The sequence below is a fragment of the Pseudoalteromonas rubra genome, from assembly GCF_005886805.2.
Lineage (GTDB): Bacteria > Pseudomonadota > Gammaproteobacteria > Enterobacterales > Alteromonadaceae > Pseudoalteromonas > Pseudoalteromonas rubra_D.
Window position 1 is genome coordinate 2539940 of the sequence record NZ_CP045429.1, and the last position, 12696, is coordinate 2552635.

10 protein-coding genes are annotated in these 12696 nt (G+C 44.2%); 3 read left to right on the plus strand and 7 right to left on the minus strand.

The genetic code is table 11. From position 1 onward, the window contains the following. Positions 1–92: 92 nt before the first annotated feature. A complete protein-coding gene (locus CWC22_RS10955) occupies positions 93–887 on the minus strand; it encodes an MBL fold metallo-hydrolase (RefSeq protein ID WP_138539748.1) in 795 nt (264 codons plus the stop codon). Positions 888–1211: 324 nt separating this feature from the next. Here CWC22_RS10955 and CWC22_RS10960 point away from each other — a divergent pair, with 324 nt between their 5' ends. Further along, positions 1212–2282 (plus strand): esterase-like activity of phytase family protein, encoded by a 1071-nt coding sequence (locus CWC22_RS10960; protein WP_138539749.1) that lies wholly within the window; start codon positions 1212–1214, stop codon positions 2280–2282. Between the two features lie 172 nt (positions 2283–2454). On the opposite strand, the gene CWC22_RS10965 is transcribed toward CWC22_RS10960, so the two are convergent. Continuing rightward, a complete protein-coding gene (locus CWC22_RS10965) occupies positions 2455–4950 on the minus strand; it encodes a GH92 family glycosyl hydrolase (protein WP_138539750.1) in 2496 nt (831 codons plus the stop codon). Between the two features lie 548 nt (positions 4951–5498). On the opposite strand from CWC22_RS10965, the gene CWC22_RS10970 reads away from it, so the two are divergent. Further along, positions 5499–7376, plus strand: a complete 1878-nt coding sequence (locus CWC22_RS10970) for a peptide-N-glycosidase F-related protein (RefSeq protein WP_138539751.1) — start codon at positions 5499–5501, stop codon at positions 7374–7376. Positions 7377–8411: 1035 nt separating this feature from the next. On the opposite strand, the gene CWC22_RS10975 is transcribed toward CWC22_RS10970, so the two are convergent. The 4 genes from CWC22_RS10975 to CWC22_RS10990 form a co-directional block, all read right to left on the minus strand. Beyond that, on the minus strand, positions 8412–8987 hold the full coding sequence (locus CWC22_RS10975; protein WP_138539752.1) for a GNAT family N-acetyltransferase: 576 nt from the start codon (positions 8985–8987) through the stop codon (positions 8412–8414). After that, entirely contained in the window at positions 8987–9850 is an 864-nt protein-coding gene (locus tag CWC22_RS10980) for a hypothetical protein (RefSeq protein WP_138539753.1), read from the minus strand. Before CWC22_RS10980 ends, CWC22_RS10975 begins: the two co-directional genes overlap by 1 nt. A gap of 5 nt (positions 9851–9855) precedes the next feature. Next, positions 9856–10128, minus strand: coding sequence for a hypothetical protein (locus tag CWC22_RS10985; RefSeq protein WP_138539754.1), 273 nt, complete (start codon positions 10126–10128; stop codon positions 9856–9858). A gap of 365 nt (positions 10129–10493) precedes the next feature. Beyond that, positions 10494–11572 (minus strand): IS3 family transposase gene (locus tag CWC22_RS10990; RefSeq protein ID WP_230090565.1). Its coding sequence is split into 2 segments (ribosomal slippage): positions 10494–11320 and positions 11320–11572, totalling 1080 coding nucleotides; the frame shifts between segments, so codons are not numbered across the junction. A gap of 55 nt (positions 11573–11627) precedes the next feature. Here CWC22_RS10990 and CWC22_RS10995 point away from each other — a divergent pair. Beyond that, positions 11628–12125: a hypothetical protein gene (locus tag CWC22_RS10995; RefSeq protein WP_138539850.1), complete on the plus strand. Its 498-nt coding sequence runs from the start codon at positions 11628–11630 to the stop codon at positions 12123–12125. 59 nt (positions 12126–12184) lie between these two features. On the opposite strand, the gene CWC22_RS11000 is transcribed toward CWC22_RS10995, so the two are convergent. Continuing rightward, on the minus strand, positions 12185–12676 hold the full coding sequence (locus CWC22_RS11000) for a hypothetical protein (RefSeq protein ID WP_138539849.1): 492 nt from the start codon (positions 12674–12676) through the stop codon (positions 12185–12187). Between the last annotated feature and the right edge of the window lie 20 nt (positions 12677–12696).

The following is a 12696-nucleotide window of genomic DNA, read 5'->3' on the forward strand; positions in this document are numbered from 1 at the left end:
GTTATGATTATTAGGACACAGACCCTGCCACTATCGCATATCAGCCAGATAACGCCAAGGATACACTTCTTTGAGTCATAACAAACCGAACGCTAGACAGAGCCGTGCTCACGCTCAATAACTTGAATGGTTCTCTCTATAAACCGCTGATAGGCTTTTTGTGGCAAAAATGGCGATTTACCCGAGAGGTTAAACCGCTCAACAAGGTCAATAACCTTTTTGTTTGTCATGATCTGCTCTACGCTTAGCCCTTGAATGCTCAGTAAACGGATAGTATCCACCCATTCGAGGGTGTTTTTTCTGAACCTTCGCAGCGAGGCTTTATCCGTAGCAACCCCATGCCCCGGAACCACCAGGCTCTGCTCATCACCTAATCTTAAAACTGTGTCTATCGCATTCTTAAAGCCCGCAACACCGCCTGCATAAAAGGTAGGATGCCAGCTGGTATCGAACACATCGCCGACAAATATGGCATTGCTCGGCTTGTGATAGTAGATATTATCTGTCGTGGTATGAGACTTCACGACATGTTGAAACAGACCAAACTGCCTCATTTCTCCCGTCACAAGTTGCGCACCCCGGCTAATAAAATAGGCATTGCCACCGGTATGATCTGTGTGGGCATGGGTATTAAAAATATGTGTAACGGGTTTTCGGTTGATTGCCTGAATGGCTTTTTCCAGCGCTGCCAAATATTGCTCACCCGGCATAGGGTCAATTAAAAGTAATCCATCGGACGTTTCAAGCAGGCCAATATTAGTGCCGTAGTCTTTCCCGGTTAGAATATGCAAGTGCGACGACACGCTCTGCACCTGAATACTGGCACTGACCGCAGCGCAGCTCAGTAAAAGTAACGCCATGGCTAATAACGTTTTGAATATGCTCATCACAACTCCTTAGTTATTTTTGTTTTTATAATTGAGCGGTCTACCCTGATACGTTTAAGACATTAATAGAACAGGGTGTGATATAGCAAGCACTAGTTTAAACAATGACCGGGGGTTAACACTCGTGTTGCGAACTATCAGTGAATGAGCCAATAACTGTGTAGGGATAAGGACCGAAACACTAACTCAACAAATAAAACAACCCATCTACATTTAATTTTAAATAGTGTTTTTATCTTCTGCACTTTTTAAGCCCAATGTGATGCAAACTTCATATTACCTGCGTATATTATTCTGTCCTGAATATTTGAAGTAAAGATCCTTATGCGCAGTTGCCTATTCTTAACCTTATTGGCCCCTTTTTTCGCAAACTCAGCCTCCATGCAGCTCGAGTTTTTAGATGAGTTTGTTGTTCCGGCTGATCTACGCGTCGACGGAGACAAAGTCGGTGGATTATCTAGTATTGAATACACCAATGGACGCTATTTATTAATCGCCGATGATTCTAAAAAGCCGCGCTATTTCCAGGCAAATATTGCGATTAAAGATCAAAAAATTGAACAGGTTAAGTTCGAAAAATCCCTACCGCTGGTAAACAAACAAACCCGTTCAGGTGTTGTAGATCCCGAAAGCCTTCGAATCGCGCCGAATGGCAAGGACATTATTTGGACCAGCGAAGGCAGCATTAAATATAAACATGCACCGGCTATCTTCATGCAGACTGGACAAGGCTTGGTTAACTTTACACTGCCAAAAATGTTTGAGATCAGCAAAACAAGTGGGCCCAGACATAATGCCGTCTTCGAAGGACTCACTGTTGCACACTCAGGCAAAGGTATTTGGGTGTCTGCGGAAGGTGCACTCAAGCAAGACGGTGAAGAGTCCAATATTGAGCACGGTAGCCTGGTCCGCATCTCCTATTTTGATTTTGCCTCAAAGGGTATGCAAAAACAGTTCGCCTACTACCTTGAACCTATGGTAAATCGCCCAGAGGCAAAACCCGATGCGTTTCGCACTACCGGCCTGGTCGAGATATTACAGGTAAATGAACATCAACTGCTCACCATGGAGCGTTCATACACGGCGGGTATAGCAGACGGCGGGAACGACGTCAGCATCTACCTCGTTGATTTTAAAAATGTAACCGATACAAGCCAGGTAGCCTCACTCAACCAGCAATCCGTTCGCCCTGCTCATAAAACTCTGCTGTTAAACATGGCGAGTATTAAGCAACAACTGGGCTCGAAACACATTGATAATCTGGAGGGCATGACTTTTGGTCCCCGGCTTGCCAACGGCAATATAAGCCTGCTCATGGTGTCTGATGATAATTTCAACGTACATGGCAAGCAGCTGAGTCAGATCCTGTTGTTCGAGGTTAAAACAGGTAAATAAAGGCGTCAGCAAAATAAATGCACTAACCCTTGCCCTATAAAATCTGAGTATGACACGACTTTATGGGTAAAAAAGCCCCGGCAAACGGCACGGGGCTTTGATAGGGAATGTTCTTTGTTAGCCAGAGGCGCGCTTGTCTCTGGTCAAGTTTACAACCTTATTCACACTGCAGTTATTGAACAGAAGGCGCATAGCTCGGTGGCCTGTGCTCAGCAGCCCCGCCAAACGCTTTGTTAGGCGCTTCACTTAAAGAAAAATCCAAAGTGACAGGCTGGTTAATATAGGTTTCATCAATCCAACTGTTCAGACTGACTTTACCATTGACCTTAAGCGCATCAATATAAATATGCGTGTCTGATGCTTGCGGTGCGTTCAACGTCAGATTGCCAATGCGAGCACGTTTAAACTGAGGACTGGACAAAACCAGATCGGCACGGCCCGGGTATTTAGGGTAAAGTCCCAGACTACTGAACACATACCAGGAAGACATCTGACCCAAGTCGTCCTGACCTGGAATACCATCTGGCGCATCCAGCCATAACTGCTTCATTGTCTCGCGCACCGTTTGCTGTGTTTTATGAGCCTCCGAGGTATGAAGATACATCCAGGGTGACAAAATGGATGGCTGATTTGAGACATCTGAAAACTCCGCTGAATCACGATACAACACCCAGGTGCCATCTGGTTTGCGGAAATGGCTGTCCAGTCGTTGGATCATAGCTTTGTCACCGCCCAGGGTTTTTGCCAGTCCTGCCCCATCATGCGGGATCATCCATAAATACTGAGCCGGGCTGCCTTCGACAAATAGATGACCAGAAAACGGGTCAAACTCGTCTTTCCAGCTGCCATCTTTGTTGCGCCCCTGAATATAGCCCAGCGACTCAGTGGCAGACGGGTTGTAGAGATTGCGCCAGTTTCCTGCCTCATTCACAAAACGCGAAGCGTCATCATGCTTACCCAGGCGTGCTGCCAACTGAGACAAGGAGAAATAGCTTGATGCCTGTTCCAGTGTTTCCGATGCACCTTCCCAGCTGTTGGATTGATCTGAAATATACCCGAGTTGTTGCCATTGATCTAATGAGGGTTTTTGGCCGCGACAAAATACCGGACAGCCAACCTCAGACAAATCGAATGCTGTAGGCTCTGTCGCGGCTTTGTACAATGAGTCATACGCGCCTGTCACGTCAAAATCATCAGCACCAAATGCCACAAAATTTGCAATCGCGATTGTCGACGGATCACCGCTCATGACGCCGGTTGCTCCCGCGTTGTGGGTCCAGCGGTCCCATACGCCGTTATACTGGCTCGCCTGATTAAACAAAGACTGAGCGATATCGCTGCCACGCTTTTTGTCTAACAAAGTAACGAGCTGTAGCTGAGAGCGGTATACGTCCCACCCGGAGAAGTTGGCATACTGATGCGTCTGAGTCCCTTCAACAGTATGAACCTGCTGATCAAACCCGACATATTGACCATTCACATCTGAATAGATGTTGGGATGATACAAACTATGGAACAGCGCAGTATAAAAAACTCTGAGTTTGCTGGTATCGTCAGACTCCACTTTCACTTTAGAAAGCGTGTTTTCCCAAGCCGCCTGAGCCTGCGCCCTAACCTGCGCAAAACTTTGCTCTGCCTGTTCTTTTTCAAGGTTCTCTCTGGCGTTATCAAGACTCACGTATGAAATGCCAACACGCATTTGCACGGTTTCACCCGCCTCCATATCCAGGTCAACCCAAACACCTGAACCTTTGCCTATATCCGGCCAACCATTATCGCCGTAGCCCATTCCACCTTTGGCCGAGTCTTGCCCCGTAAATACCTCATCATCCTTCCAGCCACCCGAACCAGCAATGGCTTTATCCAGCTTAGCGACGAAATGCAGCGTGTAATAGTCTCTTTGGTTGTGCTCGCCAAGATAACCACAAAAATTTCCTGAGGTTACATACCCTGTGATTTCGCCTTTTTGAGCATCGACTTTGACATAAGCATCGCCACTACCCAATTGTGAGTATGAGGTTCTAAAAAGTAGCTTGGCGTTGTCTGCCTGATCAAAAGTAAAGTTTGCAATTCCCGTGCGGGTCGTTGCGGCCAGTTCAACGTTCACACCGTTGTCTAAACCAACCTGATAATAACCCGGTGTGGCGGTTTCATTATCATGGCTAAAACCAGCGCTGTAGTAAGCATTAATTGGATCAGTTGCAGGAGAAAACGTTATATCTTTGGTAAATGGCATCACAGGAATATCACCTGAGGCACCTAAACAACCGGTTCCGGACAGGCGCGTAAAGGAAAACCCTTTTACACGACTAGCCTGATAATTGTAGCCCCCTGGGGATACAGGAACACGTTTCTTTTCCTGCAGGATTTTTTTTGAGATCCCTTCAGATTCGGCCAGCAGATCTTCAGTGTACGCATGCTCAGGACCAAAATTAAACATCCCAAATGGCACCAATGCACCCGGCGTCACATTACCGGCCTGCCTGTGGTTAAACGGCCCCTTTGTCCCAATCAAGGGATCCACATAGGATACAACGTCTGTGACATAGTTAGAGTTTGCTGATACTTGCGTACCAGCACTTTGACTGGGTGCCTGCCCGCACGCAGCTAAAATAGCGGATGATACTGATACTAAAGCCAGGTGCCTGACCACTTTATTTTGTTTCATTACTGATTCCCACCCAAATGGATCGTTCCAATTTTTTAATATAGTAATACTGAACTGACCATCACACTGCCATTTTTTACAGTATTTACACAATTTTAATGCGCCGATTTAAAGGTTATGAGCGATAATCTGCATTATTGAGACGCTCGTGGTCGGTATTTTCACTTTGCACCAACCAATCACCCGCAACAGTACTACCTAAGCTGAGATAGCCCAAAATACGCACCAAGCAGTTGATTGTAATACAGTTAGAACCAACTCGAATTGTCATCAATTAAGATAGAGTTTCGCTCGGAGTCTAGATGCTTTTGAACTGCCGAGGCTGCAAAAAAGCCAGAGGAGTAAATGGCAGTGTACCTGCTAAGTCCGACACCCTTTACACTCAGAGAAAGCACAAAGCCACCTTCACTCTTCCCTTATAAGCTCTGGTGTCGAGAGTCCAGTCCACTTTAATAATTTTCAAGCTCAAATCCGAAAAGTTGATATGCCTATGTATCCTTATGTGGCACAGTGGTAAAATATTTGTAAAAAACACTCAAGGATTAAAGATGAAAATCGGGTTTATCTGTCTTTTGCTGTTTTGCACTACCGCACTTGCCAAAGAGCAGCTGCTCACGCCATTCACCTCATTTACCAAACATGGTGATCATACATTTGCCGTCGAACTGGCGAGTCAGGAGAATACTGGCCGGCACTTACTTGAAATAGAACTCGGCTGCGCGAGTCAGGGCTGCAGCGACTGGGACTACACAGTGCGATTTGAATGGCAGAAAGACGGTACTAGTTATGAGCTGGGCAGATTGATCACACCTTATGCGGGTTATATGCAACGCGCTATGCATGGTTTTGACCGCACCTGGCGGCGTACCTATACCTTTGATGTGTCGCATTTAATCCCTGTGCTACAAGGAAAGGGACACTTTAATGTTCACTATGGTGGCTGGGGAGCCAAACAGTCAGCATTCGGGATTTCAGCAAAACTACACTCTGACACCCAATTTAACAAGCAAGAGGTTCTGAGGGCTATACCGCTGTATGAATCGGGCTCTGAAGGCTGGCCATACAAAACCTCAGAGTACTTTGATGCCTTGCTAACGCAACGCGCCTTTCAGTTTAAGACCAATGAACAGCACGCCGAAATAAAAATGTTCGTGTCTTCCCACGGCCATGCTTTGTCATTCGATAACCCGCGAGGTGAGCCGGAGCTGTGCGGAGAATGGTGCGACCGCTTCTTTACCATTAAGCACAACAACGACACTATTGTAAAACAGCAACTATGGCGAAAAGATTGCGATATGAGTGCGACCTTCCCTCAGGGAGGCACCTATATTTTCGCCCGTTCCAACTGGTGTCCTGGTGAATCTGTTATCCCATTCAGTTATGACATAGATACCACGCAAACAAACAACACGATTGATCTGGACTGGCAACGTTACAGCTGGCAACCCTCTCAGTATGGCAATACAGCACCACGTTACATTGTTAATGCTGTGCTGGTTACCTATACAAATAAACCGGCGACCACCGATATTGCGCTAACCCGTATTGTATCGCCCAATGCACAAACTCCTGAGCGATTTGGCATACAGTGCGGCGCCATTGAAGCAGAAATCAAGAACATGGGTAGCGCCGACATCCATGCAGTACGTTTTCACTACGGCATTGCCGGGCGACAGCAGTATTTTTACGACTGGCAGGGTAACCTCAAGCCCGGCGACACTAAAATAGTGCGCATCCCTACCCGCTATCTTGGCCAATTCGATACACAAACTGCGCGTATTAAGGTCAGTGCTGAAGTATCAGGAGATGAAAACATGACGAATAATGATGCTAACGCCCTAATGCATATGCCGTTATCATTATTCAACACACCCAAGCTCAATATTCTGACCGGTAAAATCCCGGATGAAACCAAAGTTGAGTTACGTGACAGGCATCAAAATATCATACAGTCCTGGCATACCTTCAATGCACAGCAGTGGCATGAGTTGGTGCTTGAACAACCGGCGGGATGTTATGAGTTAGTTGTGTATGACTCTGCCAGAGATGGCCTGGCTTTTCCTTTTTTCAATAATCGTAAGGGCCAGGGCGCACTGAACCTGTCCTATGACTTAGACGAAAAAACGGTCACCCATGAACTGCAACCAGACTTTGGCCGCAAGCTCTCTATCCCTTTCACGCTTGGATACAAATTTGGCGGATGCGCAGCGCAAGCATGGCAAAACGACAAAGCCTACCGCCAAGGTGATGCGCCGGTGGCGTACAATGGAATCATTTATCGAGCCAGGCACTGGAGCTATGGATTTCAACCCGACAGATCAGGCCAATATGACGCCTGGCAGCCAGTGAGCTACTGTGACGGTAGCCCTTTAAACGAGTCACTCAACAACACAACGTCAATGCAGCACACAAAAGCTATTGAGTGATATGTCCAGTTATTAAAGAGAGCCGCGCCCGTGCCAACTATTTTGCTCTGGCGCGGTTTGCCCGCGAAGCCAGAATTTACTTCCTGTCAGGATGTCACCTTGTTTTTAGCAGTTACCATGTGATTTTATTAAATACTTTCACTTTGACCTTCGATTCAGTGTGCTGCAGGTTGAACCGGAGACTTATCCGCGTAGCACCCTGACGATACATTTCAAATTTCGCTGGTGATCACTAATAACAGCCTACTCGCTCTTTCCATTCGACTTTACCTAAATGCGTTACCAGATTAAGTTCACTATCTCGATCATTATGCTTGCAAACTTGTATGGGTGTCGGTAAAAATTGCACAGACATGCTCTTATCCTTATTCAGTTGATACCTAATTTCTTGGGGAAAATCATACTATGAATTTTAAAATACCGCTGGGTCAGCTGAGCAGCTTATTAGTTTAAAAGCCGTCGGTAATGTGTTATTTACAACTTTGGCCTTAACAACTGAATACGTCCGGCCTAACCCTCAAATGTTTTCTCACCACCTCAACTTCATGATTCATTGAATTTCAATTTGCTGTTTTCAGAATGACAGTTGCCTATTCGCTAATTCAATAAATTCAATAAATTCAATAAATTCAATAAATTCAATAAATTCAAAGCTTTACATGCCTTTCCCTGGGTTGAAAATTAAAAAACCACACAAAGTAATGCCAAACTCATAACTTTCGGAAGGGTATTTTACTCCATTGATAACTAGATTTTTCGAACACTTGAGAACGTAGTGGACATAGTTTCTCGATTAAAAAGACGACCTATTCTCTTCACAGAATGGGCCCACCAAGCCTAAAAAAGCCCAACCACTGCGACTCTAAATTAATCTTACGGCTGTCATCAAAAGCTGAACGGTCACCAATGCGTTTAATGACCAAATTGCGGCACTTTGTGTCTCGCTCAGTGTGCCTCACTCCCTGTGACAACAATGATGGATTTTAACAACTGAGCCTTTTAAGCATCTAAGCCTTTGTATACAGCACGCAAATGTCACTTGATTTTACTTTTTAACTTAACTGGTTTGACGCAGTCTACCAAAGGAACTGGCGCCCAATCCATGTCATATTTAGACCGTATAATCGTAAACCCCAGATCGCAAAAGAACTTTTCTGAACGCCCATATCCAGCTGTTAAAAACTGATATTCTGAGCCAAGTTCACCACTTAATAACTCAACTTCTTCCATAATTCGACGCCCAATGGTTACTTTACCAACCCCCTCCTCTATCGATGTAGCAATTTTTTTCCCCCTGTACTCAGGGGTGACAGCAACACTCGTTACCACGACAAAATTACAACCTAAAGCATCGTAGCCTTCGTAAAGTTGAGAATACGGTTTTGGCTCTTTAGGCCCGCTGACTCTTGCTACTCCAATCATTTCACGTTTACAAAAGCATCCTACAAAGATTGAAGTGTCATCATATGAGTCTTTAAGCGCCGAAGGCGGGAAGCTATCAGATAAAGAGATGTTCCAGCCGAACTCAGTTGCAAATACTCTAGCTTTAAACATTAAATATTGTTGATAAAGCGAGGTATTTTTACTGTTGAATCTGCAAAATTTGAACATTACATTTCCCAGAGCTCAATTCTAACTTCTCCAAAGCTGAAAAAGTCTCCCATATACGCATCACCAGTCTTGTCCAACTCCACCTTAAAGGCCCCACTTGGACGCAGAAAAATTCCCGCGTTGGTAGAAAACGCTGAGGCACTTTGAGTAAAACTCAGTTTCATTTTATCTTTGTTGTTACCCTCTCCATTAGAAACCCTTGATCCGGTGAATTTCAGAACCGTTGGAACAGTATCGCCAGGAAATTCATAAACTACGATACCTTCCATCTTGTCTTTACTAACTGAGGCCCACATTTCCCCTTGCCCAGTCTTATTTGACGAATTTATTATTCTTGCGTATCGAAGCATCAGACGCTCGGCTTTTTCCACAACAAAAGGTTCCTTGTAGAAAACCTCATCGTACAAAGCGACATAACCTTGTTGCCGCTTACTAAGCAGTTTCTGATAGTAATCAAGCCAATTTGTTCCACCAATTCTAGCGAGGTCATTAACCCTTTCGTAGTCCTCAACAACACTTTTAAAGTCATAAAACTCAGCAAGCTGTCCGTTATTAACAAAGTATTCAACCAGCCTCCTATCTTCATTTTTTAAAGATGAAAGAAACCCTTGTGCAAGATCGTTGTACTGAATTTCAAATTTGTATTTCTCGGAAACATCTAACCTTAGTTCAGGCAGGGTTCTATACACACCAAAAAATGCGGCAGCCATCTCGACAAGTAACGCACCGACTAAAAGCTTTGTGTATGACGCATCTACATTCTTGAATATGCCAATGCGCCCCATGCTTCCAAGTGTCGCCAGTGTTGTAACGATAATTATTGATATGACGGTAAAATGATAAGAAAAGATCAGTATCTCCATGATAACTATTCCTTTTCGTTATATTGGACTGTACCTTTAAAATAATGCGTAACCTTTTTACTATCGACTTGGCAATGCACATAAAAAACATCAGGCTCGGGCTTTATCACTGACTTTTTCCATCCTCCAGGAGGGTCAAAGTCCGACTTTTTGCATTTTCCAGCTTTAATCAAGCGCGACTTTTCAGCATGGAGAAGGCTTTTTATGCTTTCTTTATCCTCCCCTAACGAAGCATAGGGAAGCAGAAAAATATATAAAAACAAGATTATTCTTAGCATGATCCGGAACGACCTCCCTTCTTAATTGGTGAATCTAACATTTTATTAGTGAGAATGCCTTTTAAACCAACTCCTTAGCCATAATCACAAATAACTTACAAATAACAATAATCCGCTATCGCCTGAGTTTGGTCTTTAAGAGCGTTATAAATTGTAGAAACCAAACCTAATATAAACAAGATTTGGGGCTTCACTATGTAGAATTGTTAGTTTCATAAACTAAACAAGAGCGCGTTTAAGCGAGAGTTTTTTCGTAGGGAAAACGAGATTTATTGGTATAAGTATCTTTACAGAACTTGCTTGAACGTGATTTATTCAGACACCATTTGTAACTCCACCCAACCTAGTACAGCTCATTAGTAGAATTATGCAGCCTCAAGATAGCCAACTGGAGTCATGTCTTCCAGCGCATCGTGAGGCCTTTCATAATTGTAAATTTCTAACCATTCATCTGTGATTTCGCGTACTTGTTGTAGTGAATCGAACAGATATAAATCTAATACTTCTTCTCGATAACTGCGATTAAAACGCTCCACAAATCCATTCTGATAAGGACTACCTGGCTGAATAAACTCTAGCTTTATATTTTTTTTCTGAGCCCAACTCTCCAACAAGGTGGATGTAAATTCAGGTCCATTATCAACCCTTATTTGCGACGGTTTTCCTCGCCAGGCAATCACTCGTTCAAGCGTTCTGATAACCCGCTCTGTGGTCAAACTGGTATCTACTTCGATGGCCAGTGCTTGTCGATTATAATCATCGATAATATTTAATGTTCTGAAGCGATGTCCAAAGCTTAAAGCGTCACTCATGAAATCCATAGACCAAGAATCATTGTGCTTTTCCGGCGTACTCAATGGCTCTGGGTTGCGTGTAGGAACACGGCGCTTTCCTTTTCGCCTCAAGTTGAGCTTTAGCATATTGTAAACGCGTTCAACACGCTTCTTGTTCCATGTTTTACCTTGATGCCTAAGTCGTTTAAACAGCTTAGGCAAACCCCAGCGAGGATGGCGCTCCACAAGCAATAGCAACGCATCGATTACTTCATCATCAGGTGGCCGTCTATGCGTGTAGTAATAGACACTTCGATTTAGTCCTGCAACCTCACAAGCAAGTGCCACACTTACCTCATACTGCTCTAGGAAGTACTCAACCCTCGCTCTGCGCCTGCTTGTGCTCACAGCTTTTTTGCAACGATTTCCTCAAGCATAGTGTGTTTAAGGCTCAGTGTTGCAAACATGTCTTTGAGCTTGCGATTCTCTTCTTCAAGCTCTTTCAGTCGCTTTACATCCGACGCTTCCATGCCGCCATATTTGGAGCGCCATTTATAAAATGTGCTCTGTCCAATTCCGTGTTTTCGGCAAAGATCTGGAACCGAAATACCCGATTCAGCTTCTTTGATCATGGCAACGATTTGTGACTCGGTGAACTTGCTTTTTCTCATCGTAAAACTTCCTTCTTCTGTTAATGGAAATTCTACTCAAGAACTGTTGCAGTTTATGGGGGAGTTACAGAGTTACACCGGGCTCTCAGTTAAAGACAACGACAGCATTGCCTTCAGTATAAAAAGCGCAGATAAGTGGCAAGTGCATTACTACAATATTCGCACAGATGAACTTCATAGCGCCCAACATAAATGGCAATTTGTATCGTTCGCTAAAACACCTGAAGATACAGTGTGGCAGGACAATAATGGTGACTATTTCACCGGTCTGACTCACTTACCGGTAACCTCAGACACCATTAAGCAAGTTCCGTTGATTGCTCATTATCGCTTCAACTTACGTAAACAGGCAAATACCTGGCTATGGCAGCATGCAGCAGCACGCCGCTATCCGCTATATCAGTATGATGAGCAAAAACAAACCAAACGCCTCATCGCGACATCAGATAGTAGCGACTTTGACTGGTACCAGAATAAAATCCTTATCAATACCCTCCATTATGAAAACTTTGATATTTACCGCTCAAAAATAGAGAGCACAGGTAGAAAGTAAAAATATCCAGCAGGAACGAACTTCGTTTAAGACTCATATGACACTGCACCTCGCCGACTCTATTTACTGTCAACCATTCTTCCATAAAGTGTTACAGAGCCCTTGATAATTCTTGGCAACTTTAAGCGCCATACGTTTGATTCTAAAACTAACGTGTATACCATTGCCTCATGGTGGGGATGAGTAGTATCTCGGACAACTACGTATGCGCTGGCACTTCCCTCCTGGACAGTGCCCAAAATATTCTGAGGCTGATAGCTTCCAAAGCTCTTATCTCGTGCATCCCAGACAAGGAGAGACCAGAGTTCAAAGACTCCACTTTTTCCAAGCGCTTTAACCTCGCTCTGTGACAATGCTTCAAGATCATAAATACCCAAAAACTTAGGGTTTCGCAGTAAGCGGACCGAAACTTGAAACAACCAGTTTAATTCTGCGTCAGAGATATACTTACTGGCTTCAATGTAGTCCTTTACTTTCATTTGAGAAAGGAAGTTCGCAACCACGACTTCTGGTTCGTCGATCTCATTACTCTCTGCATTAAACTCATACACAACCAAATCAATAAAACATA